This is a genomic window from Phyllobacterium sp. SYP-B3895, from assembly GCF_009647635.1.
In the GTDB taxonomy this organism is placed as follows: Bacteria; Pseudomonadota; Alphaproteobacteria; order Rhizobiales; family Rhizobiaceae; genus Phyllobacterium; species Phyllobacterium pellucidum.
In genome coordinates, this window is record NZ_WJIG01000002.1 from 111,513 (window position 1) to 134,952 (window position 23,440).

17 protein-coding genes and 2 pseudogenes are annotated in these 23,440 nt (G+C 59.8%); 9 read left to right on the top strand and 10 right to left on the bottom strand.

What is annotated here, in order from left to right; all coding sequences use genetic code 11:
- Position 1: 1 nt before the first annotated feature.
- Positions 2-658 (bottom strand): response regulator transcription factor, encoded by a 657-nt coding sequence (locus tag GF108_RS07025; RefSeq protein WP_246663883.1) that lies wholly within the window; start codon positions 656-658, stop codon positions 2-4.
- 337 nt (positions 659-995) lie between these two features.
- Here GF108_RS07025 and GF108_RS07030 point away from each other — a divergent pair.
- A pseudogene (locus GF108_RS07030) lies at positions 996-1,642 on the top strand (type 1 glutamine amidotransferase domain-containing protein).
- A gap of 21 nt (positions 1,643-1,663) precedes the next feature.
- The gene (locus GF108_RS07035) at positions 1,664-2,125 is read left to right on the top strand and encodes a nuclear transport factor 2 family protein (RefSeq protein WP_153667423.1); all 462 of its coding nucleotides are present in this window, start codon (positions 1,664-1,666) and stop codon (positions 2,123-2,125) included.
- A gap of 40 nt (positions 2,126-2,165) precedes the next feature.
- On the opposite strand, the gene GF108_RS07040 is transcribed toward GF108_RS07035, so the two are convergent.
- From GF108_RS07040 to GF108_RS07050, 3 genes are all read right to left on the bottom strand, one after another.
- Complete coding sequence (locus tag GF108_RS07040; RefSeq protein ID WP_153668202.1) at positions 2,166-3,203, bottom strand: Atu2307/SP_0267 family LLM class monooxygenase; 1,038 nt, start codon at positions 3,201-3,203, stop codon at positions 2,166-2,168.
- A 171-nt stretch (positions 3,204-3,374) separates the two neighbouring features.
- Positions 3,375-4,412 (bottom strand): alpha/beta hydrolase, encoded by a 1,038-nt coding sequence (locus GF108_RS07045; RefSeq protein ID WP_153667424.1) that lies wholly within the window; start codon positions 4,410-4,412, stop codon positions 3,375-3,377.
- A 695-nt stretch (positions 4,413-5,107) separates the two neighbouring features.
- The gene (locus GF108_RS07050) at positions 5,108-7,399 is read right to left on the bottom strand and encodes an FdhF/YdeP family oxidoreductase (RefSeq protein ID WP_153667425.1); all 2,292 of its coding nucleotides are present in this window, start codon (positions 7,397-7,399) and stop codon (positions 5,108-5,110) included.
- Positions 7,400-7,869: 470 nt separating this feature from the next.
- On the opposite strand from GF108_RS07050, the gene GF108_RS07055 reads away from it, so the two are divergent.
- Positions 7,870-10,167 (top strand): PAS domain-containing sensor histidine kinase, encoded by a 2,298-nt coding sequence (locus GF108_RS07055; RefSeq protein WP_153667426.1) that lies wholly within the window; start codon positions 7,870-7,872, stop codon positions 10,165-10,167.
- Here the strand turns inward: GF108_RS07055 and GF108_RS07060 are convergent.
- The 6 genes from GF108_RS07060 to GF108_RS07085 all read right to left on the bottom strand — a co-directional run bounded on the left by GF108_RS07060 (position 10,164) and on the right by GF108_RS07085 (position 19,897).
- Positions 10,164-15,731, bottom strand: a complete 5,568-nt coding sequence (locus GF108_RS07060; protein WP_370462104.1) for an AAA family ATPase — start codon at positions 15,729-15,731, stop codon at positions 10,164-10,166. The genes GF108_RS07055 and GF108_RS07060 overlap by 4 nt on opposite strands.
- Before the next feature lie 137 nt (positions 15,732-15,868).
- Positions 15,869-16,285, bottom strand: coding sequence for a response regulator transcription factor (locus GF108_RS07065; RefSeq protein WP_153667428.1), 417 nt, complete (start codon positions 16,283-16,285; stop codon positions 15,869-15,871).
- Complete coding sequence (locus GF108_RS07070; protein WP_246272424.1) at positions 16,269-16,961, bottom strand: response regulator transcription factor; 693 nt, start codon at positions 16,959-16,961, stop codon at positions 16,269-16,271. The genes GF108_RS07065 and GF108_RS07070 overlap by 17 nt, the downstream gene beginning before the upstream one ends.
- A 77-nt stretch (positions 16,962-17,038) precedes the next feature.
- Positions 17,039-18,574: a tripartite tricarboxylate transporter permease gene (locus tag GF108_RS07075; protein ID WP_370462105.1), complete on the bottom strand. Its 1,536-nt coding sequence runs from the start codon at positions 18,572-18,574 to the stop codon at positions 17,039-17,041.
- 21 nt (positions 18,575-18,595) lie between these two features.
- Complete coding sequence (locus GF108_RS07080) at positions 18,596-19,051, bottom strand: tripartite tricarboxylate transporter TctB family protein (RefSeq protein WP_153667429.1); 456 nt, start codon at positions 19,049-19,051, stop codon at positions 18,596-18,598.
- Between the two features lie 351 nt (positions 19,052-19,402).
- Positions 19,403-19,897, bottom strand: a complete 495-nt coding sequence (locus GF108_RS07085; RefSeq protein ID WP_246272417.1) for a VOC family protein — start codon at positions 19,895-19,897, stop codon at positions 19,403-19,405.
- Positions 19,898-20,239: 342 nt separating this feature from the next.
- On the opposite strand from GF108_RS07085, the gene GF108_RS07090 reads away from it, so the two are divergent.
- The 6 genes and pseudogenes from GF108_RS07090 (at position 20,240) to GF108_RS07110 (ending at position 23,370) form a co-directional block, all read left to right on the top strand.
- Positions 20,240-20,953: an SDR family NAD(P)-dependent oxidoreductase gene (locus GF108_RS07090; protein ID WP_153667431.1), complete on the top strand. Its 714-nt coding sequence runs from the start codon at positions 20,240-20,242 to the stop codon at positions 20,951-20,953.
- 70 nt (positions 20,954-21,023) lie between these two features.
- Entirely contained in the window at positions 21,024-21,656 is a 633-nt protein-coding gene (locus tag GF108_RS07095; RefSeq protein ID WP_153667432.1) for a DsbA family protein, read from the top strand.
- A gap of 36 nt (positions 21,657-21,692) precedes the next feature.
- Positions 21,693-21,929, top strand: coding sequence for a 4-oxalocrotonate tautomerase family protein (locus tag GF108_RS07100; RefSeq protein ID WP_153667433.1), 237 nt, complete (start codon positions 21,693-21,695; stop codon positions 21,927-21,929).
- Between the two features lie 194 nt (positions 21,930-22,123).
- Positions 22,124-22,216 (top strand): annotated as a pseudogene (locus GF108_RS22690) (tautomerase family protein); the annotation flags it as partial.
- Between the two features lie 116 nt (positions 22,217-22,332).
- Entirely contained in the window at positions 22,333-22,515 is a 183-nt protein-coding gene (locus GF108_RS22695) for a tautomerase family protein (protein ID WP_370462145.1), read from the top strand.
- 141 nt (positions 22,516-22,656) lie between these two features.
- Entirely contained in the window at positions 22,657-23,370 is a 714-nt protein-coding gene (locus GF108_RS07110) for a type 1 glutamine amidotransferase domain-containing protein (RefSeq protein WP_153667434.1), read from the top strand.
- Positions 23,371-23,440 lie beyond the last annotated feature (70 nt).

Sequence of the window (23,440 nt, forward strand, 5' to 3'; positions counted from 1 at the left end):
GTCAGTGGCCGACGCCGTCGTCCATGTTCAAGCGGGCGGCCATTGCCATGAGTTCAGGCAGCGAACGGGCGCCCGTCTTCTTCATGAGCCGGCCGCGATGCGCCTTCACCGTGATCTCACTAATCCCCAGTTCATAGGCGATCTGCTTGTTCAAAAGCCCCTTGATAATGCGAACCATGATCTCGCGTTCCCTAGGTGTCAGCGCGTCGTATAGGTGCTGCAGCTGGGAGAGCGCCGCGTTCTCGTGCTTAAGCGCCTCGCTGCGCGCTAACGCGGATCGAACGGCGCCGAGCAGTTCCGCCGAGTCGATAGGCTTTGTAAGGAAATCCATGGCGCCGGCCTTCAACGCCTGGACGGTTGCTGGAACGTCTTTGTATCCCGAGATGAAGATGATCGGCATCTTGTTTCCGCTCTGAGCAACCATGCCCTGCAGGTCGAGACCATTCAGATCCGGCATGTTCACGTCGAGCAGTAGGCAGCTCGGGGCCGCCGTCTGAGCGGCCTCCAGAAACGACCGCGCGGAACTAAACAGTGCTGGCTGCCAGCCCGCGGCCGTAATCAGCATCTCGAGAGACTCACGGACGGACAGGTCGTCGTCTACGACGAAGACGATAGGTGGTACGACCGCGTCGATTGATGAAGCTACTGCGTCAGTCATCCTCGTCGTCATCCCTTGCGTTTGATTTCCCACCAACAAATGCAAAGTCTTTCCCCCTCGTCAGCCGGAACATAGCATGTTCGACGGTCCACGGCATCGGCGATCCCGCGCGTCGCCGGCCAAAAAAAGACGTCGCATCTTACAATTTCGATTTCCATTGGACGATGGTATCGGGCGGCCGGCTTATTCCGGGCGGCGGAAACCCGATTGTGACACCATCGTACAATGGAACCCCGAGACTTCTTTAAGCATCCTGTTTCTGTCGATGGAGGAGGCATACCTGCGGCTCATGTCCGACCGCAACAGGGCTCCGCGCCCGCAATCAACGGAGAGAGCGATGAGTAGGATCCTGACAGTGCTGACCTTGCATGATCGTCTCGGAAACACGGGAAGAAAGAACCGCTTCTGGCTGGAGGAATTCGTGGCACTGTACTACGCCTTTAAGGACGGCGGGGTGGCGATCACCGTCACCTCGCCGCGCGGCGGACAACCGCCGATCGACCCGAAAAGCGACGAGCCGGAAGACAAGACGCCCTCGATGACCCGCTTCAAAGTGGACAAGGACGCCCAGTCGGTGCTTGCCAACACGGTGCGTCCCGCCAACGTCGATGCGAAGGACTTCGATACCGTGTTTAATTCTGGCGGCCACGGCCCGATGTGGGATCTGGTCGAGGAGTGCAAATCGATCACGCTGATCGAGTACTTCTACGGTTTGGGCAAGCCTGTGGCCGCCGTGTGCCATGGACCTGCTGTCTTCCATCACATGACCTACCAGGGATATCCCATGGTCAGGGGCAAGCGGGTCACAGGGTTCGCCAACTTGGAAGAGGAAGTTCCGTTCCTCGTCGACGGCGATCTCAAGGCGCTTGGAAGCCAGTTAAGTCCGAGGACTGGGCAAGTTTTTCAATTATCGACGGCCGCCTGATCACGGGACAGAACCCGGCCTCGTCGACCGCGGGAGCCCAGCTCCTGACGTTGCTGTAGTAGGTAGAGAGGAAGACCCCGATGAACTGGCATCTCATGGAAATCAACGGCGACGAAACGAAACGAGGAGACGGTAGCCCGATCGATGTGTTGATCGAATTCTATCGGGCTTTTAACGCCGCGGATCTGCAGGGGCTGGAAGCGGTCTGGTTCAACGACACGACCCCCAGCATGGACAATCCCATCGGTGGCATTCGCCGAGGTTGGGATCAAATCGCCGAAGGCTACGCTAAGCTTTTCGAGGGACGGGCGGAGGTCCACGTGACCTTCCATGATTTCACGAGCCAGGGCGGAGACAACTGGCATCTCTTCGTCGGCCGTGAACGCGGGATATGCCGGACGGTGGGCGAGACGCTAGACGTCGCCTTTCGGACTACACGCTGGTTCATCCGAAAGGAGGGCGCCTGGCGACAGCTCCATCATCACGGGTCCGTCGAGGATCCGAAGATGCTGGCCGATTATCAAAGACTGATCTTTGGATAGGAGTTCCGGGGCGCCGAGGATTTCCGGCGCCCTGAGGACCTTAATCCAGATCGCGTCCGCGAACGAGCGGAGCGACATCCGTGCCAAGCAGCTCGATCGAACCGCGCATCGCCTCCGTCTCGAGTGCCGCGGTGCTCATTTGGAACGTGAAGCGAGAAACTCCGCCCAAAGCCCTGTCTGCATGCAGGACCTTGGCGGCGACGGTTGCCGGGCTGCCGACCGCGAACGCGCCCTGCGGACCGCACATCTGTTCAAACTGCGCTCGCGTCGGCGGCGCCCAGCCTCGTTCCTTTCCTGCATCCGTAAACATCTGAAACCAGCCGGGAAAGAACGCATTCCTGGCGGCTTCGTCGGTGTCTCCTACGAAGCCGAGCGCGTGCACGCCGACCCTCTTGCCTTCGGGCGGATGCCCGGCGGCGTCCCACGCCCGACGATAGAGCTCGACCAACGGCCTGAAACGCTCGAAGCTCCCACCGATGATGGCGACCATCAACGGCAGGCCAAGTGTGCCGGCGCGGATGAAGGATTCGGGAGTGCCGCCGACGCCGAGCCACACTGGAAGAGTGCTCTGGTGCGGGCGAGGGAAGACGCCTTCGCCATTGAGCGGAGGACGGAAACGGCCTTGCCATTTGATCTTGGGCTCCTCTCTGATCTTGAGCAGCAGTTCCAGCTTCTCCAAGAAGAGAGCATCGTAATCGCGCAGATCGAACCCGAAGAGCGGGTATGCGTCAACTGACGACCCGCGCCCCACCACGATCTCCGTGCGGCCGCGCGAAATCAGATCCAGAGTAGCGAACTCTTGAAAGACCCGTACGGGATCGGCGGCGCTCAGGACGGCGACGGCGCTTGTTAACCTGATCGTCTTCGTGCGTGCCGCCGCCGCGGCGAGGATAACCGCCGGTGCGGAGTCGAGCGCGTTTTCGCGGTGGTGCTCGCCCATGCCGAAGACGTCCAGTCCGACCTGATCCGCAAGTTCGACCTCGGCCAGTACGGCCTCCATGCGGTCGACGGCGGACTGGAGCATTCCCGTCTCAGAGTCGGGCAGAAGCATGGCGAAGCTGTCGATACCGATTTCCAAAGGTGGATCCTTTCCATGTGACCTCGCGGTCGCCAGCGTCAATGCGGACGTCGCCGACGTAATCGCGGCTTTCATCACACGGACGGGGAGCTCCGCGCTAGCCGTCTTTTTATGATAGGAAACATCGAAATATTCGATAGTCATCCCGCAGTTTCGACGCATCGATTTCCCTTACGTCCAGGAACCGACTTCAGCGACCGCCTTTGCGAACGCTTCCGGGGCCTCCTGCGGGAGATTGTGGCCGATCCCGCCGGTGACGAGCCGGTGCTCGTATTTAGCCTTGAATTTACCCGCGTAGGTCTTCGAATCCGGGTGAGGCGCGCCGTTGGCGTCGCCCTCCATCGTGATCGAAGGGATGTGAATTTCAGGTCCGGCCGCGAGCTTCGTTTCGAACTCGTCGAACCGTTTCTCGCCATCGGTGAGACCCAGCCGCCAGCGGTAATTGTGGACGACGATTGCGACGTGGTCCGAATTGGCGAATGCCCTGGCGCTTCGTTCGAACGTGGCGTCGTCGAACTTCCACTTTGGGGAGGCGAGCTGCCAGATCAGTTTGGCAAAGTCGTCAGTATATTTTCCATAGCCTTCCAGGCCGCGATCCGTCGCGAAGTAGAATTGATACCACCATTGGAGCTCGGCGGACGGCGGCAGCGGCGCCTTGCCGGCCATCTGGTTGCCGATCAGGTACCCGCTGACGGAAACCAGACCCTTGCATCGTTCCGGCCAGAGCGCGGCCACGATGTCGGCCGTCCGCGCACCCCAGTCGAACCCGGCCACGGTCGCGTTGTCGATCCTCAAAGCATCCATCAGCTTGATCGCGTCCACGGCAAGCGCCGACTGCTGGCCGTTACGCATGGTGTTTTCCGACAGGAACTTCGTGCTTCCATACCCGCGCAGATGCGGAACGATCACCCTGTGACCCTGGTCAGCAAGCAGCGGCGCAACCTCCGCGAACGCGTTGATGTCGTAGGGCCAGCCGTGAAAAAGAACGACTGGGGGGCCGTTCGCCGGGCCGAGCTCGGCGTATCCGATACTAAGGTCCCCGGCGTCGATCTGTCGGTCGGCAACCAGTTCTTGCCCGGATGGTAGCGCAAACTTCTTATTTTGGGCGGCATTCGCGGCTCGTCCCGAAAGGAGACCCGCTGCCGTCAGGCCGATTGCAAACCCGCCGAAAGAACGGCGTGTGAGGTTTCCTGTCTCGTAATCGCTCATAAGTGCTTCTCCGATATGGCGGTGAACGCAGCCCACGACCCTGTGGTCGTGGGCGCTCGCCTGCGGAGTTTCGGACACGTGGGGTCGCCCCGCTAGTGGACGAAGGTGTCGGGCATACGAAGGTGTCGACGATGCCTGTGTCCAACAGGCACCATTTTCGTCGGTCGACGTACTGATCTCCTGACCATGGCGTTCGGCCGGCAGTTTTCAGGAGAAGAAGACGATGAGCTACCCCGAAGAGTCCGCCTCGATATTTCCCGGCGTCGTGATCCTTCTCGCGATGGCGGGTCTTGTCGCAGTCCAGGTCAACATCAAACGGGCCACAGCTTCAGTCCGCGTCTGGGTGCCGGCAAAGTCCAGTCAGGCACTGCCCGCGGGTCGGCGGGGAATTGTTCTCCCATATCGGCTGGATGCAGCGGTGCGGACCAAGTCTAATCGTGCACAGAGGGCGGAAACCCATGTATCGGAACTACAACAGTTGCGGGACGCCGCTGTGGCCTGAAGACGTGGTCATGATACGCGGCTTGCTCCAGGACCATTGCGCCATTCGACGATGCGAGAGGCAGGGTACGGAGGCCGAGGATGCCGCCCGACACCTTCTGTGGTGGTTTCAAAACGGGATGACTGACCGCGACAACCTACGTCGCCTTCTGCCGCCGACCTGAACGCCCGGATGTTGCGAGCTGAGTCAATCTTCAAGCCGACGTGGCCGCGACTCGCACGGGGACGCCCTTATAGGAGGGTGTTCCCGACAGTCGATCGTAGTGATGCAGGGACATGACCGCGTTCATCTCCGGATAGTAGCCCGCTATCGAGCCTCGAGGAATGTCATAGGCGACTGCCGTGAACCGTCTGACCAGATGCTGGTCGTCTCCCCCAATTAATCCTTTGATGTCGATGCGGTCTCCGTCCTTCAGCCCCCGGCCCGCGAGATCCTCGGAATTCATAAAGACGACGTCGCGCCGACCGAAAACTCCCCGGTATCGATCGTCCAGTCCATAGACGGTCGTATTGTATTGGTCGTGGCTTCGGATCGTGGTCAGCATCAGCGCATCCTGAATTCCGCGGGGCGAGTCCTCCGACAGACCTGGAGACACAAGGAAGTTCGCCTTGCCGTCCGGCGTGTTCCACCGACGAAATGACGCGGCGACGTCCAGCCTGAACCCGCCGGGTTTGCGCACGCGTTTGTTAAAGTCGGAAAAGTCGGGGAAGACCTCCTCGATCTTGTCGCGGATTCGGTCGTAGTTGGCGATCATGCCCTCCCAGTCGATGTCATGTCGGTCGCCCAGAGTGGCTCTGGCGATCCGTGCAATGATCGCCGGCTCGGATCGAAGAAGTTCGCCCGGTGGATTCAGAAATCCTCGAGACGCGTGCACCATCGACATTGAATCTTCGACGGTGACCGACTGTGGACCGGATGCCTGCGTGTCGAGATCGGTCCGTGCCAGACACGGCAAAACGAGCGTTGTCTTCGCCGTAAGCAGGTGGGAACGGTTGAGCTTCGTCGCTATATGGACAGACAGATCGAGCTTGCGCATGCCTGCGAATGTGGCCTGGGGATCGGACATGGCCACGGCGAGATTGCCGCCCAGGCAGATCAGCGCCTTCGCCCGGCCGTCGATGGCGGCTTCCACCGCCTCGATCGCATTGTGGCCTTTTTCGCTCCGCGGCCGAAAGCCGAAGACGCGTTCCATACCGTCGAGAAGCGTCTTGTTCGGAACCTCGGTTATGCCAACCGTCCGGTCGCCCTGAACGTTCGAGTGGCCACGGATCGGCGCGATGCCTGCGCCCTGGCGGCCGATGTTTCCTCGTAGCATCAGCAGGTTTGCGATCTGCTGCACGTTGTGGGTCCCCCGTGCATGCTGCGTGATGCCCATCCCATAGCATAGGATCACCCTTTCGGCGTTCGCGTAGATGCCAGCAGCGCTCCGGATAGCCTCCTTCGTCAAGCCGGATACCGCGACGATTTCGTCCCAACTGGTCGCTTCGACATCGGCGCGAAGCCCGTCGAATCCCGACGTGTGCTCGTCGATGAAATGCCGGTCGAGTACTCCGTCGCCGCCTCCGGCAAGGCTCGCCGTATCCAGTTCCAACACTGCCTTCATCAGACCCTTGAGGGCGGCCAGATCCCCGCCGACACGGATCTGATGATAAGCCGAGGCGATTGGCGTCGAGGACATCGTGACCATCTCGATCGGATCTTGAGGCGCAGCGAACCGCTCCAGCGCTCGCTCCTTCAAAGGATTGAAGACGATGATTGGAACGTTGCGGCGGGCCGCATCGTGCAGGGTCGTCATCATTCGCGGGTGGTTGGTGCCCGGATTGTGCCCGAAACTGAAGATCGCGTCGGCATGATCGAAGTCTTCAAGCGTCACGGTGCCCTTGCCGACACCAATGGACTTGGGAAGGCCGACACTGGTGGCTTCATGACACATGTTCGAGCAGTCGGGGAAGTTGTTGGTGCCGTAGGCGCGCACGAAAAGCTGATAGAGAAACGCAGCTTCATTCGACGCCCGTCCGGACGTGTAGAATTCTGCCTGGTCGGGAGATCCGAGCTTGTTCAGTCCACTCGCGATCAACTCGAAAGCAGCGTTCCAGTCGATCGGTTCGAAGCGATCGCTGGCCGGGTCGTATCGTAGGGGGAGCGTCAGGCGCCCGGCATCCTCAAGCTGGTGATCCGTCCAAGTCCAGAGTTCTGACACAGTGTGTTGCGCAAAGAAGCTTGCATCGGTTCTCTTCGCAGTGGTTTCCCACGTGATCGCCTTGGCACCGTTCTCGCAGAACTCGAACGACGAGGTATGCTTGGGGTCAGGCCACGCGCATCCCGGACAGTCGAAGCCCTCAGGCTGGTTTGCCTTCAGCAGGGTTCTGCTGCCCTGCGCGACGATCTGCTGGTGGGCGAGCGTCTTGGCAACCGCTTTCAGTGCGTCCCAGCCACCCGCGGGGTGGTCATAGCGGGCAATACCTTTGGGGCGGGGCTTCTTCATTGCAGACTCCTTAAATTGGCTTTCGACTTAAGCGGCAGATTCCCGCCTGACGACCATCTCACGATAAATTTTGGGGAGACCATTGCACGCCGGCGTCTCCAGGTTCTGGAAGGGGCCGTCCCCTGGCGGAAGGAGACGGCCCGAGGCGGATCATTGCTTGATCCGCGCGCTCCGGCGGAGGGGAGGGCGCAGGAGCGTTCGCTGTTTTGCAGCGTGTCGCCTACTGGGAGGCGGAGGCGACGACCAGAGGCTAGTCCCGCCCACTCACCGGCATAAGTGGACTTTGGTATCGCCCGTCATTAAGCGTGTCTACTCGTCGAGAACGAAGGGCTCGGCGACGACTATCTGTGGGTGCTTTACGGTCCGCGTCGCCAACTTAAGCACGCTATGGATTTACGGCCGTTCGGAATGTACTTTTAACGAACGAGCGCGCGGCTGCGCAGGATATCGCGTGGGGGACTTCATCGGAGATGGTAAGCTACGAGATCCTGGTTCTTGAGACCTTGCTCGACACACTTCTAAGCGGGTTGAGCGTCGATCTCGTCGGCGTTCTTCGCAACGAAGGAGTTCGCGACCAGTCCTTCGAATTGATGCGCAGTTCACCGGAGTTATCTGCGGACGCCCTGGAGGCGGGCATCGGTCGTCTGCATATTCCCCAGACGGGCATGCTTCCGAAAACTACGATCATTGCCGGCACGACGATCTTCCTCCATGCAACCTTGATCGAGGGGCACGTTTCCCGGACGCTGGTTGTCGGATGCCGACGGCAGGAATTCCCGACGGACGACGAAAGTCGAGTACTTTCCCACGCGCTTCTACAGGCCTCGATCGGTCTGCAGCACGCACGGAAGGACCAGGGCGTCACCTCGCAATCCTTATACAAAACCGATCTTGAGGAAGTGGTGGATTCCCTTCCGGGCCTCGCCTGGTCGTCAGCTCCGGACGGTTCTGCCGAATACTTCAACGGTCAATTTCTGAGCTACGTCGGCATGAGCGCCGATCAGCTTCGCGGCGTCGGTTGGAGGGCGACGGTGCATCCTGATGACATCGATGGACTGGCTGCGGAATTCCGGCAGATGTTGTCCGAGCTGCGGGGAGGCGAGGCAGAGGCTCGGATGCGTCGCTTCGATGGCGAATACCGCTGGTTCCTTTTCCGTACGAACCCATTGCTCGACAGTTCTGGTGCGTTGGTTCGCTGGTACGGACTGAACATCGATATCGAGGACAGAAAGCGAGCGGCGGACGCCTTGATGGCTAACGAGTTCCATCTGCGGCAGCTTACCGAAACCATCCCGCAGGCGCTATGGAGCGCCACCCCTGACGGAGTCATCGGATATCTTAACAAAAAGGGTCTGACATTCATGGGGGTGGAAACGAAAGATCTTACGGAAGGAACCTGGTGGGCCGATGGCCTTCATCCCGATCAAGTTGAGACGACAATTGGAACGTGGCTCCGCTCGATCGCCACTGGTGAGCCTTATCAGGTAGAGGTTCTATATAGGCCTCCCGCCAGCAACGACTATCGATGGGCCGACGTAAGGGCGTTGCCGATGCGCGACGAAAACGGCGCGATTCTGATGTGGTACGGCAGTCTCATCGACATCCATGATCGTAAAACGGCGCAGGAAGACATGGCCGCCAGCGAGAACAGGCTGCAGCTTATTATCGACACGATACCCGGCATGGTCTGGTCAGCCCTCTCCGACGGAGGAGGTGAATTCGCCAATCGTCATTTCCGGACATACCTCGGCCTGTCAATGGACGACGCTCGGAACTGGGGATGGGCGACGGCGGTCCATCCCGAGGATCTCCCTGACATGATGGAGGCGTGGCGGATCATGGCGGAACGCGTCGAGGCAGGAGAAGTCGAGGCGAGATTGCGCCGTTTCGACGGCGAGTACCGATGGTTCCTGTGCCGTGGCAGCCCACTCGTCGATGCGGCCGGCGACGTGAAATGGTTCGGGATCAACGTCGACATACACGACTGGAAACTCGCACAGGACGAGCTGCGCGAGGCGCAGGCGGAGCTCTCCCACATGACCCGCGTGATGGGCATGGGGCAGCTCACGGCCGCCATAGCCCACGAACTCGCCCAGCCACTTTTCGGGATCGTGACCAACGCCAGCGCGGGTATGGAGATGTTGAGCACCGAACCGCCGAACATCCACGGCGCGAAGGAGACAGTCAGGCGGACGCTCAGAGATGCAAACCGCGCTTCGGACGTTACCGAGCGGCTTCGGGCGATGTACAGCAAAAAGGATCCCGTGGTGGAGTTGGTGGACCTCAATGCCATCGCTCAAGAAGTCATCGGGTTTGCGCACGGCGACCTGCGCAAGAATGGCGTCAGCCTGCGAATGCATCTCTCGGCAGATCTACCGGCGGTTAGAGGCGACCGCATCCAGTTGCAGCAGGTCATCTTCAACTTCATCAAAAACAGCACGGAGGCGATGAACGGGGTTGTCGGTCGTTCGAAGGATCTTGAAATCTCCACAATGCGGGAAGGGCCCAGTCACGTACGCCTGGCAGTCAAGGATGCCGGAGTAGGTTTCGATCGGGGGATTTCCGAGAAGCTGTTCAGCCCGTTTTTCACGACCAAGGCGAATGGAATGGGGGTTGGACTTTCTGTCAGCCGCGCAATCGTCGAGAGCCACAACGGACGTCTATGGGCGGAGCCGAACCAAGCCCACGGAGCGACGTTCGCGTTTTCGATCCCGGCAGACGGAGTCGTCATTCGTGGCACGTTTGAGAACGAGCTGCGTCAGGGCTAACTCCGTGGCTCGGCGGAAATCTCCGGCTCTCCCTCGACGTGACCGCGCGTCGCGTGCCCTCGCGCACCGGCGGAAACCGTGAACTGGAAGATGGCACCCTGTGGGAGCGCCTCGGTCACCCACAGCTTTCCACCGTGTCCTTCGATGATCGAGCGGCAGATTGAGAGTCCCATTCCCAGCCCTTCGGTCTTGGTCGTGTAGAAGGGAGCGAAGATTCGTTCCAAACTCGCCTTATCGACGCCAGGTCCGGAATCCCGAACGGCAACATGGACTTTGCCCGGCGAACTGAGGGCAGTGGTGACAGTTATTTCGGTCCGCTCGACCTCCGCATCTTTAATCGCGTCGATAGCGTTCATGATGAGGTTCAGCACCACCTGCTGCAACTGAACACGGTCGCCCACCACCAGTGGCAGGTTCTGCGCCAGATGACTTTCAATCTGCACGCCGCTCTTCAAAGCGGCCCCGCGCGCCAGGCCGATAATGTCCAATACGACTTCGTTGATATCCAGACCGGTCATCTGCGGCGGAGCATTCTTGATAAGAGACCGGATCCGATCGAAGACGTCGCCTGCACGACGACCATCGCTCACGACGCGGATGAGCGCCTTCTGCGCTTCGGATATGCGCGGGGGCTGCTCGGACAACCAAAGCATTGCGGTTTCGGCGCTTACGACCACACCTGACAAGGGCTGATTCAGTTCATGGGCGATCGAGGCGGCGAGATGACCCATTGTGGCCACACGGTTGGCGTGCGCCAACTGCAACTGGATTTCATGAAACTGGCGCTCGCTTTCGCGGGCGAGTTGCTCTGCGCGCTTTCGGTCCGTGAGGTCTACGATAAACGCGACGCCCTCCGTCCGCTGCCCTTCGAAAACTGCCGCTCCGACCAGGACAGGAACAAGCGTGCCATCCTTACGGACGTATTCCCCTTCGAACGGCGTGGCGACCCCGGTCTCCATCATGTCTTCTAGGATGCGGTCGTCATCGTGGTTCCAATCCCTCGGCATCAGCGTTTTCCAGCGCACCTTGCCGGAATGGAAATCCTCGACCGAATATCCGACGATCTCGAGAAAGGCTTCGTTAGCGTCCGTGATGCGTCCATCGATGTCCCAGGTGAAAATCCCGATGACGTTTGCGTTGAACAGTCGTCGTACCCGTGCTTCCCGTTCTTGCAGATCGCTATAGAGCCGGGTGTTCTCGAGGGAGATCGCCGCCTGCGAGGCGAGAAGTTCCAGGACCACGGCCCGATCCGACGTGAACACATGCGACGCCAGCGTGTTCTCGAGGTAGAGGATTCCGCTAAGAAGCCCCTGTCGGACGAGCGGAAGGGCGAGGGCGGAGCGGGGGGTCCGAAAATTGAAGTAGGAGTCTCCCGTGAAGAGGTGGTGCTCCCTGGCATCGTCGAGGATCACGCTCTCCTGCGTTCTCATGACATAGCGAACGAGGGTTTCAGGAGCTGCAGTCTTCGCGTTCGCGTAGTGCAGGACGACGTCGTCCCCGTCGGTTCGCGCCTCCACCTCTATACGGTAGTCAGTATCCTCCGCCAGGATCAGCAGACCCCGATCCGCGCCGGCGTTCTGTAACGCGATCGTCATCAGGCGCTCGATCAGCCGCGGCAGGAGGATCTCGCTTGAAAGAGCCTGAGAAGCGCCGACGATCGCTGCGATATCCAGTTGTCTGCCGGGAGGAGAGTTGATCTTGGTGCCGAGAGGGCTGGCAATGCCGAGCTTCGAATGGCGTGCCTCGAGGCGTCGAACCTTCCCCTCGGCGCCCCACCGCAGATAGCCTTCGCGAGCTTTTAGCAGATACAAGTCGGCGATGTCTTCGAAGCCGCGGGCAAGATAGAACTTGGAGGCACGTTCAAGAGCCAGCGCCTCGTTCTGAATAAATCCGTTGTCGCGTGACGACTGGATCGACAGCTCGTAGAAACGCTCAGAATCGAGGTGACGTCCATCGAGGTGCGCGAGCCCTGCGTCGACAAGCGCAAGTCGGTTCTCAAAATTCTGCGGGCAGTTTTCGCTCCAGACCGCAAGCTGCTTTCTGTGTACCGCGAGCTCCTCGAGATGGGTCGTCTTCCGCTCGGACGTCACGTCCGCCTCGATCGCTCCAAGATGTGCGATGGCGGAGTAGAAATGGTAGTCGGCCTGCTCGATGAAGGCCGACGTGGTCCCGAGCAGGGACTTTGCTTTCGCGGCGGATTCCAGCGCCATTGAAAAGTCTTCGTTCAGAACGCAGAGCTGAACCTTCCGTATCCAGTAGCGGCATGCGGCTAGGACTAGGCTACGATCAGCGTCGAGGCGCTCCTCGAAAGTCTTTTGATCGAACAGCGTGCCGTTGGCGTCCGTGTAGTCGGACTCCAAACCCCTAAGCGACCGAACGAGAGATCGTTGCCCCCTAAGGCTCTCCACGACCGCGCCGAACTCGGACTTGCTTGCAAAATCCACTCCTTCGACAGCGACCGTTTCGGCCTCCTGCAACGTGTCGCCGCAGAAAAGCGAATAGATGACCGAGTGATTGCAGCAATATCCGGCGAAAGCGAGGTCGCCGATCTTCAGGGCCTCGTCGAAAGCCTGCCGGATGAAGGGCCGACCAAAGCGGACGTGCTGCGACCACGGGCTGATACGGGTGCCGAAGTTTAGAAAGACGCGGGCGCCGAATTCGCTCGCTCCCAGCTCCTCCAACAGGGCGAGACTGAGCTGCCCGAACCGTAGCGCCGTAGCGTAGTCGCCGAAATAAGAGGTGAGAACGAGACCCAGCCAGACGTAGCCGCAGCATGACGCGCCACTATTGCCCTGCTCGAGGCTCAGCACCACCATCCGCGCGATCATCAGACGATGGAGCTTTGGATCCACGTTCACCGCCGTAGGGACAAGTCTGGTGAGTACGTCGAGCGTCGCCCGAGTAGCATCGTCCGTCATCAAGGGGAGGCTTATCAGCTCCTCGATCTCTCTGCCCCCGAGCTCCTGCCAGATCAACGCGAATTCACCGCGAACGTCCTCGTCAGTCGGGACCTGGGGCCAGACTTGTCCGATATTCCGGAGAAATTCGAGGCCGACCTCCACCGCCCTCTCGGGCCTGACGAGGATCGTATAGAGGTCGACTGTCTGGCAGGTGACGGCGGCTTGGTCGGCGAGCCCTGCCGCTCTCTGCGACAGCGCAGATAGCCGTTTCTCCGCCGACGCCAGCTCACCGGTGAGGTATTCGCACTCGGCGATATGAAGCTCCAGTTCGAAGGCGAGGCGGTAGCGTCGTGTCCAGCAATCCTGGACCAGCAGTGCTCGCCCCGCCGAGAAGTACTTCAATGCCGACGGATAGGCGGCGGCATTCTTAGCGCGCCTTCCTGCGATCAGATTGAGTTCTGCTATCTGATCACGCTCGTCCGTCGATCCTAGCGAATCGATGTTTCCGTTGAATTGAGCTACGATGTCGAAGACCCGTTCTTCGAGCCTTTCGCGCGGGGTCACCGCCAGAAGCACCCGTCCGATGCGGAGATGAGCGGAGGCCTGCTCATCTTCAGGGATCAAGGAATATACGGCCTCCTGGACCCGGTCATGCTGGAAGGCGTAGGAGTTTCCCAGCCGGAGGATTAGCCCGGTCTCAACCGCCTCGCGCAGGTTCTCTTGCAGTTTCCCCTGAGTGATCTCGCAGATCGTCGCCAGCAGCGAGATATCCGCACTCGCACCCACACAGGCAAGCTGGCGCAGCGCCGCGAGGCAGGCGTCTCCCAGACGATTGAGCTTCAAGACCATCAGGTCGACGACGTTGTCGCTGTATCCTTTCGCGTGGATGCGTTCGATGTTCCACGACCATCCCAAGTTGACATGATCGAAACTCAGGAGGTGCTCGTCCGCGAGGGCCTGCAGAAACTGAATGGAGAAGAAGGGGTTTCCTGCCGTCTTCTCGTGAACCAATCGCGCGAGAGAGTGGGCGCGTTGAATGTCGCAGTGCAGAGTGTCGGAAACTAGCTGGCCCAGGTCTTCGGGCGAAAGCGGCTGAAGCTCGATTTCGGTTACCACGGAGCCCTTATCCCGGATCGATCCGAGCTTACGCGCCAGGGGGTGAGAGGTGTCGACTTCGTTGTCTCTGAAGGTGCCGATCAAAAGCAGATGCCGTATCTCGGACCGGAGGATTAGATCTTCTACGAGATCGAGCGAGGCGGCGTCGATCCATTGAAGATCGTCGAGGAACATCACCAGAGGATGCCCCGGTCTTGCAAACGCGCCGATAAAACGCCGGAGCACGTTTTGAAACCTCCGCCGAGCGTCCGCCGGACCCAGTTCCGCCAATGGCGGCTGGGCTCCAACAACGAGCCGCAATTCCGGAATGAGCTCGACGATGAGCGAGCCGTTCGCCCCCAGAGCATCAAGGAGCAAATCTCGCCATTCCTGAAGCTCCGTCTCGCTCTTGCCCAGTATCTGCCGAATTGGACTCCGAAAAGCCTGTGCGAGCGTCGCATAAGGTATGTCGCGCATGAACTGGTCGAATTTGCCGGTGACGAATATCGATCTGGACGACACCGCCAATTTGTGAAGCTCGTTCACCGCGGACGATTTGCCGATGCCGGAGTATCCCGAGACAAGCGCCAGTTCCGTCACGCCGGTATCGACTACGCGATTGAAAGCCCCCAGCAGGGTGGTCATCTCGCGGGCCCGGCCGTACAGCTTCTCGGGAACTACCAAACGGTCCGGAACATCGTGGCGGGCAAGAGGGAAGATACCAATGCGCCCATGCGCCTGCAATTCGGAAAGGCAAAGTCGAAGATCATGCTCGACGCCCGTCGCGGTCTGGTACCGTTCCTCGGCAGTCTTCGCGAGAAGCTTCATGACCAACCTTGAAACGGCCTCCGGAACCGCACCGAGGCGTTCGTGCGGCGGCGTCGGCCTTCGTGCTATATGGCAATGGACCCATTCGACGGGGTCGGATGCAGTGAACGGAAGGGACGCGGTCAGCATTTCGTAGAATGTTACGCCGAGGGAGTAGAGGTCGCTCCGGGAGTCGATCGACCGGTTCATCCGGCCTGTCTGTTCGGGTGCAATATAAGGAAGGGTGCCGACGATGGCTTCCGGCGGTAGGTTGACATTGCGTTCGCGGGACGTCCGCGCTGCGATCCCGAACCCGGTTAACCAGGTCTCGTCCGATGCTTGGTCGATTAGGAAGTTCGCCGGATTAAGGTCCTTGTGAATTAACCCGGTAGCATGAAGCGCCGCGACAGATTGCGTCATGGCAATGGCGAGTCGAAGAAACCTCTGGAGGTCCATCGGGCCGCTGACGACACGGTGAAGTGGTTCCGCGCCTGGATCGGCGAGAACAAGCATGGTGCGACCATTTTCTCGTATAAGTTCAAGCGGCCTGACCGCCCAGGGAGCGTCAAGATGGTTCCTCAGGTCGAACTCGTTGGTGAGGCGGTCGAGACTTGCAGCGGACGGTTCCTCGCGAGCAGGCGTCACGACGATAACTGGACGATTTGCGCCATCCGGTTGGTTGCGAGAACCCCTGAATACGACGCGCTGTCCATCCTCCCACAGCACCTGCTGCAGGGTTATATCGGCAGCACGTCCGGCCACGTTTAGCTCCATCTCTCCTGCCTTCCTTCGAACCTCCACAAGGGGAGCGGCTTGTGCCCGCCCAACTTCGCGATAGCGAGAAGCAGGCGACTATGTTCCTCCTCTCCGGGCGGGTCAATTCGTCCAAAGGGAACACCTCACGCCGTTTCGGGAGCGATCGCCGATCGTATGCATTCGATGAGGACTTTGGTGTCGAATGGCTTGCGGAGGTAGCAGATGATGCCCGCCGACAACGCGCGCGCCTTCGCGTCGTCGTTCGGGTAGGCGGTGATGAGAATGGTCGGAACATGGTGACCCATGGCGAGCAGGCGGAGGTGAAGCTCGAAGCCTGTCATTCCTGGCATTTGTACGTCCGACACGATGCACGCAAAATTTGCGAAGTTCGGCGATATGAGAAACTCGGACGCGGCCGTGAATGTCGCGACGTCAAACTCCAGCCACTGCATCAGCCCAGCCAGACCTTCCCGGATAGATTCATCATCATCGATGATGGCGATGGAGACTTTCGACTTCTGCGGAAATATCGTGCGTTTTCCCCTAGAACTGTTGTTCATCGTCGCCCTGTCGCTCCGTTGGCGAAAGGTTGAGGGACCAGGTCATCGTCACGAGATCGGCCAGCGAACGCGCATGCATTTTCTGCATCACGCGTCCGCGATGCGCCTTTACGGTGATTTCCGTTATGCCGAGTTGCAACCCCACCTGTTTGTTCAGCATCCCCGCCGAGACCAGCGCCATGACCTCTCGCTCTCGCGGGGTGAGCGTTTTATAACGGGTCTTAAGGATAGCGTCGGCAGCATCGAGTTCGCGCTGTTCCTGACTACGGTCGAGCGCGCTTCGCATTGCGGTGAGAAGAGCCTCCTGGCTCAATGGCTTGACGAGGAACTCGACCGCACCTGCTTTCATCGCCTTCACCGTCACCGGAATGTCGCCATTCCCGGTGATGAAGATTATCGGCATGTCGGAGCGAATAGCCCCGATCCTTTGCTGCAGCTCCAGTCCGTTCAGATCGGGGAGCCCGACGTCGAGCAAAAGGCAGCTAGGTCCGGCGGCTGGCGGCGTCGATAGAAACTCATGGGCGGTCTCGAACGTCTCGCAACGCCAGCCTGCATACTCCACCAGTGCTTCCAGCGACTCTCGCACCGAAGGGTCGTCGTCCACGATGAACACTGTTGGCGTGGTTAGCGGCATGGAGAGTGTTCTAGCATCAAAATTAGAAACGAGCGCAAGCATCCCAAAATCTCCCTCGTCGGACGCCCAGAACTAAATGCCGTGAGATTGCGTCATATTGGTCCGGTAGGTCGAGTATACTAAGGTGTCGGGTCCCCACCGCCGGCATGCCAGTCCGCACTTGTGGCCTTCGGCCGTCTACGCATACTGACTGCGGCCGGAACTGAGATCGCGAGCAGAATTGCAGCCGTAATGACCAAAAGGGCCACGCTGATGGGGCGCTCCACGAACACCATTGGATTTCCATTGGAGGATTGCAGGGCCTGCCGTAGGCTACGCTCGAAGAGGGGCCCGAGAACGAGACCGAGAAGCAAGGGTCCCGTCTCGCATCGCGCCATCTTCAGGACGTACCCGATCGCAGCGAAGACCATCACCATGACGACGTCGGATGCCCGACTATTGAGGCTATAGACCCCGATGCAGCAGAACAGCAGGATCGCCGGATAGAGCAGTCTGTAGGGCATCTTGAACAACCGGACCCAGAGACCGACGAGCGGCAGGTTGATCACAAGCAGCAAGATGTTGCCGACCCACATGGATGCCACCAGTCCCCAGAAGATATCCGGTTGGGCCTCTATGATAGATGGTTCGGGCGAAACGCCATGCATCGTCATCGCGGCGAGTATCATAGCCATCACAGAATTGGACGGGATGCCGAGCGTCAGGAGCGGGATGAATGCGGACTGCGAGGCAGCATTGTTCGCGGATTCTGGACCTGCCACCCCGGCGATCGCCCCCTGCCCAAATTGCTCAGGAGTTTTCGAAATCTTTTTTTCGACCGAATAAGAGCTGAAGGCACCGAGCGTCGCTCCTCCGCCGGGTAGGACGCCTAGCACCGTTCCCAGCACGGTGCCCCGGACCATTGCCCCCAAGCTATCCTGGAGTTCTTGCCTTGTCGGCCAGAGGGGACCAACGACGGCTCGCGCGACTTTGACTTCGGATCTGCCGCCCAGATTGCTGGCTATCTCCGCGACGCCGAAGAGGCCGACGGTCACCACCACAAAGTCGATGCCATTCGCGAGGGAAGGAATCCCCAAGGTCAGGCGCGCGCCGCCATCTGCAACGGTGCCGACCATTGCCAGCAGGAGGCCGACGCAGACCATGCCACTGGCCTTGAGGAGCGAGCCGCGAGCCAGCACCATTGCGGCCAGCAAGCCGAGGACACACAACCACACATATTCCGGGGGGCCGAACGAGAGAGCGACGGTAGAAAGCGCGGGCGCTGCTACCGCCAGTGCGAGAGCTGACGTCGTTCCCGCGAAGAAGGATCCCAACGCCGAGATCGCGAGCGCCGCGCCGGCGCGTCCCTGGCGGGCCATCTGGTATCCTTCGATAGTTGTTGCCGCCGAAGACGGCTCGCCAGGGAGGTTGATCAGAATTGCCGTCGTCGATCCGCTATATTGAGAGCCGTAGTAAATCGCAGAGAGCATTACGATGGCGGCGAGTGGGGGCAGGGAGGTCGTGAGCGGCAGGAGGATCGCCATCGTCGCCGTCGGCCCGATGCCGGGCAGAATCCCGATGATCGTTCCAAGCATGGCTCCCACAAAACAGAATAGCAGGTTCGAAGGGGACAACGCCTCGGAAAAGCCGAGTATCAGGAAATGAAAAACATCCACGTGCGAGATCCCCGCGGCGAGTTAAAACGGTAAGATCGACAACTTCACGCCGAGGCCCCAGACGAAGACAAGGGCGCCCGCAACGGTGAGGATCAACGTCGAGGTTACGACTTCCCTCCATCGTGACTCCCGATCGGCAAGGCTGGCGGTCACGAGGAGCCACGCCGACGAAATCACGAAGCCGAAGTTCTCGGCCAGGATGGCGAACCCAACGACGGCGATGGAGAGGACGAGAAGTGGTTTGACGTTCCAATGGCCAGTTGTCAGCAAGTTCTTCGACAGTGCCTTTCCAACCACGACCGCCCCGATCAGGATCAGAAAACCGCACGTAACGTCGGGCAGATAGCCAGCTCCCATCCGGGCAGCAGTGCCGAAGGTCAAGTCGCGAGCCGCCCAGAGCCCAAGTCCTCCCAGCCCGATCATCAACGCGCCTGCGAGGAGATCGGGATAGTCGCCTGTTTTGTGGGAAGATCTCATGCTGGCACCTCTCAGACAGTGACTTCCATTCCGCGCAAGTAAGGCATTCCAGCGTCGACGTGGTGACCCCGCGCACCCCAGGAGAGCTGTTTCATCTCTCGGCGTTCATCGCAAGGCCGTTCATGCGAAACGTGGTCACCCGACTTACGACGATCGCGACTGATCGATCGATAGAGGGTTATCGACGCAAAACTAACTATCTCCACTTCGTCGTCTCTTGGAAGTGTAGTGGAGACGACGAACCAAGTGCAGTCAAGCGTCCACCGGAAAGAACGGTGGATCCGCTTAAACCGCTTTCAGACCTGCCCGATCTGTGGTGGGTGACGGCATGCCGAGCCGGATGCGGACCATTCACCTGGCAGATCCCCATACCGCCTCGTGAAGCTGCGTCGTGAAGCTCCTGTCGGTACGGCTACCAGGTAGACGCGCTGTCACCTCCTGCAACGTCCATCCGTTGCCATCGGGATCTTCGAACGTGACATATGAGGCGTAGCTCTTCCTTTCGGGATTCGGTCCCTTGGCAATTCCCTCGCCGCTGGAGTGATGGAAGATCCCGCCGACGTCGTGAAAGGGTTCGCTAACCTTCACGCCGCGTCGTACGAGGTCGTCGCGCGCGGCAACAACGTCGGACACCACGAGGTGCATGCCCTGCGCGGAGCCCGGCGACGCCGTCGTGATGTTCTGACCGAACATCACCGAGCCTCCGGAGCCAGCCGGGGTCAACTGAACGATGCGATAGTCGTCGCCCGTAGCGTGGTCTATGTCGAGGTGCCAGCCGAGGCTTTCGTAAAATCTTCTAGCACGATCCACGTCGGAGACCGGGATCACGAGGAGTTCGAGATTCATGCTGGTCGGGCTTGTGGCTGTTGTACTAGCCGGAGGTTTCGAATGCAGCGTGGCGTCGGTCATGGTCGGCTCCTGTTGTTGTTACCGTAGACTACCGCGTCGATTTCGGACCGATATTGTCCGAAGGTGTGCCCAACACTTTAGTATCGTACGTCCGAGCTGAATGCGGGCTCGTCGGAGACAACGTCAGCCAAAACCCACGATTATCCCGAAAAACGGCGGACTGAATGCCGCTGTCCAGCAATTCTCCCGATGATCGAGAGCATCTAAATCAGTAGCACCGACGCCGAGGGCGTAGGGCGGCCCGGATAAGGACCGCTGCAATTGAAAGGATGTAATATCATGAGCAATCAGCAGAAGGTCGCCGTCGTCACCGGTGCATCGCAGGGCATTGGTGAAGGTCTGGTACGCGCCTACCGCGCGCGGAACTACCGAGTCGTCGCCACCTCGCGTTCAATCAAGCAAGGGTCCGACGACGGCGTACATGCCGTGGCGGGCGACATCTCCAACGCCGAGACCGCAGAGCGCGTCGTCCGCGAGGCGATCGACCGTTTCGGTCGGATCGACACGTTGGTGAACAACGCGGGCGTGTTCACTGCCAAGCCGTTCGTCGACTTCACTCAGGAAGATTACGACCTGAACTTCAGTGTGAACGTTTCGGGCTTCTTCCACATCACGCAGCGGGCTGCGAGGGAGATGCTCAAGCAGGGTTCCGGCCATATCGTCAGCATCACGACCAGCCTTGTGAACCAGCCGGTGTCGACCGTCCCCACGGCCCTTGCTTCGCTTACGAAGGGCGGCCTGAACGCCGTCACTAAGGAACTGGCGATCGAGTTCGCCAAGACGGGCGTCCGGGTGAACGCCGTGTCACCCGGCATCATCAAGACCCCGATGCATGCTCCCGAGACCCACGAGTTCCTCTCCGGGCTGCATCCCGTCGGCCACATGGGCGAGATCAGCGACATCGTCGACGCCGTGATCTACCTCGAGGGCGCAAGCTTCGTCACTGGTGAGATCCTCCATGTCGACGGCGGCCAGAACGCCGGCCGCTGGTAGGTCTCAAACATCGCGCGGGCTCGTGGCGTGGATACGCCGCGCGCTTTGCATGCGAGTGAAAGGAAAGACAATGGAACTTGTACTAGCGGCCGATCCGATGTGCTCGTGGTGCTATGGATTCGGCAAACAGTTGGGGCTGCTGCTTGAGCGGCGTCCGGACCTATCCCTGAAGATCATCCTCGGTGGACTACGCGCTGGCGCGACCGACGTTCTCGACGACGCCGGAAAGCAGTTCAGACTGCACCACTGGGGCAAGGTCGAGGAGGCCAGCGGCGTACCCTTCAACCGAGAAGGCCTTCTCGCCAGGAAAGGCTTTGTCTATGACACGGAACCCGTGTGCCGTGCCGTGGTGACCGCCCGCATCCTCAAGCCCGAAGCTGATCTTCTGAGCGTCTTCCGCGAATTCCAGCATGCCTTCTATGTCGACGCGCTCGACACGACGGACGGAGCTGTTCTGGCTGAGACGGGTTCTCGCGCGCTCGCCGAACTCGGTCATCCCGTCAGCTCGGAAGAATTCCTGGCAGAATGGAATAAGCGCAGCACGATGGAAGAAGCAGCGACGGACTTCGCAACGGTGCGGGGAATGGGTGTTTCAAGCTTTCCGACCTTGTTCTTGAACAAGGGTGGAACTCTCAGCAAGGTCGGCGCCGGGTACGCTCATGTCGACGAACTCGAGAAGCACCTCGCTACAATGGCCGCCTAGCCAATCAATTAGGCCATCGAACAAGGAGAATTGGAAATGCCCATTGTCATCGTACAAGTAACCCGTGAAGGCACAACCCCAGATCGCTCCTCGGTAACGTCCGAGGAGAAAGCGGCAATCATCGCCGGCGTCAGCCAGGTCATGCTCGACGTCCTCAACAAGCCGCTGGAGTCGACTTACGTGGTGATCGAGGAAGTCGACTTGGACAACTGGGGCTGGGGCGGCCTACCAACCGTCCAATACCGAAAGAAGAAGGCCGCAGGAAAAGCCTGACCCTCAAGTGACTCCAATGAAAGATGCAGGCCGCCGGTCACCGGCGGCATGTGTTTTTCGCCACCGACCGATCCCAATGAGCTTCGGCTATCGTTACCGCGACCGTGAGGCGTCGGGATACCATCGTGCAATAGCTTTGATTGTTCAAAGAGGATAGTTCTCGTGAGCCGTGTTCGGTAACTTTGGAAACGCCAATGCCCCTCGTCAAAATCCATGTCGTGAAAGGTCGTTCTCCGCAGGAGGTCGCTGTATTGCTTGAAACCATCCACGACGTCGTCGTGGCGTCTTTCGGGGTTCCGCTGAGAGATCGGTACCAGATACTTCAAGAGCACGAGGCGTCGCATATTCGCGCGCTCGACACTGGGCTCGATATCACCTGGACCGAGAAATTCTACTGCTCGAAATCACCAGCCGCCCGAGGCCACGAGATGCCGAGGTTGCTTTCTATTCAAGCCCAACGAGCGCGCTTCAGGCTCGCTGCAACGTACCGCCATCCGACGTTATGGTCTCGTTGCATATCAACTCGGATGAAGACTGGTCGTTCGGCATGGCTAACGCTCAGTTCCTGACGGGCGAGCTCCGATAGGCACAGACGTCCTGGTCTGGTCTACCAACACTAAGGTATCGGCGATACTAACGTGCACATGCAAAGCCAGCCGATCCGCGACATGCTTCCGGTCGTGCAGCCGACCGGCTGCGAATCCAGACAAGTGGAAGGAGCCTAAGCATGAAGATCCTCATGGTATTTACCTCGCATGACACCCTCGGAAGCACGGGACGTAAGACTGGCTTCTGGCTGGAGGAAGGCGCCGCACCCTACTACGTCTTCCGTGATGCAGGCGTCGACTTGACGCTCGCGTCCCCCAAAGGCGGTCAACCTCCGATCGATCCGAAGAGCGATCTGCCGGAAAATCAGACGCCGGCCATGACGCGTTTCAAGGCCGACGAGGCTGCGCAGAAGGTATTTGCGAGCACCAGACAGCTGAGCGAAGTCCGTTCCGAAGATTTTGATGCCGTCTTTTATCCGGGCGGCCATGGACCCATGTGGGACCTCGTCGACAATCCGGACTCCATCAAGCTGATCGAGTCCTTCTACAACTCAGGGAAGCCGGTGGCGGCAGTCTGCCACGCGCCGGCCGTGCTTCACCGCGTCACGTACAAAGGCGCGCCGATCGTCAAAGGGAAGCGGGTGACAGGCTTTACCAACGGCGAGGAGGAAGAAGTGCAACTGACGAAGGTCGTTCCTTTCCTCGTTGAGGACGAGCTCAAACGTCTCGGCGGTCTCTATGAGAAGAAGGCGAACTGGGAAAGCTTCGCTATCACCGACGGCAGGTTGATCACCGGCCAGAACCCGGCATCTTCCACCGCGGGAGCGCAGGCGCTTGTCAAGCTTCTCACCACCGTGCAAGCCGCGCGGCCGTCGCCTAGCGCGGGCCACTGAGAAGCGAAAAAGAGGCCGCGTATGCTTGTCCGCGGCCTCTTCAATATCCGGTTACGCTGGAAGACGGATG

What these genes read in the sequence shown, in the direction of transcription:
- GF108_RS07070 (WP_246272424.1), bottom strand. Translation starts at nt 16,961, where the DNA reads ATGCTTGCGCTCGTTTCTAATTTTGATGCTAGAACACTCTCCATGCCG.
- GF108_RS07065 (WP_153667428.1), bottom strand. Translation starts at nt 16,285, where the DNA reads ATGAACAACAGTTCTAGGGGAAAACGCACGATATTTCCGCAGAAGTCG.
- GF108_RS07090 (WP_153667431.1), top strand. Translation starts at nt 20,240, where the DNA reads ATGAGCAATCAGCAGAAGGTCGCCGTCGTCACCGGTGCATCGCAGGGC.
- GF108_RS07025 (WP_246663883.1), bottom strand. Translation starts at nt 658, where the DNA reads ATGACTGACGCAGTAGCTTCATCAATCGACGCGGTCGTACCACCTATC.
- GF108_RS07035 (WP_153667423.1), top strand. Translation starts at nt 1,664, where the DNA reads ATGAACTGGCATCTCATGGAAATCAACGGCGACGAAACGAAACGAGGA.
- GF108_RS07050 (WP_153667425.1), bottom strand. Translation starts at nt 7,399, where the DNA reads ATGAAGAAGCCCCGCCCCAAAGGTATTGCCCGCTATGACCACCCCGCG.
- GF108_RS07085 (WP_246272417.1), bottom strand. Translation starts at nt 19,897, where the DNA reads ATGAATCTCGAACTCCTCGTGATCCCGGTCTCCGACGTGGATCGTGCT.
- GF108_RS07110 (WP_153667434.1), top strand. Translation starts at nt 22,657, where the DNA reads ATGAAGATCCTCATGGTATTTACCTCGCATGACACCCTCGGAAGCACG.
- GF108_RS07055 (WP_153667426.1), top strand. Translation starts at nt 7,870, where the DNA reads ATGGTAAGCTACGAGATCCTGGTTCTTGAGACCTTGCTCGACACACTT.
- GF108_RS07095 (WP_153667432.1), top strand. Translation starts at nt 21,024, where the DNA reads ATGGAACTTGTACTAGCGGCCGATCCGATGTGCTCGTGGTGCTATGGA.
- GF108_RS07080 (WP_153667429.1), bottom strand. Translation starts at nt 19,051, where the DNA reads ATGAGATCTTCCCACAAAACAGGCGACTATCCCGATCTCCTCGCAGGC.
- GF108_RS07045 (WP_153667424.1), bottom strand. Translation starts at nt 4,412, where the DNA reads ATGAGCGATTACGAGACAGGAAACCTCACACGCCGTTCTTTCGGCGGG.
- GF108_RS07100 (WP_153667433.1), top strand. Translation starts at nt 21,693, where the DNA reads ATGCCCATTGTCATCGTACAAGTAACCCGTGAAGGCACAACCCCAGAT.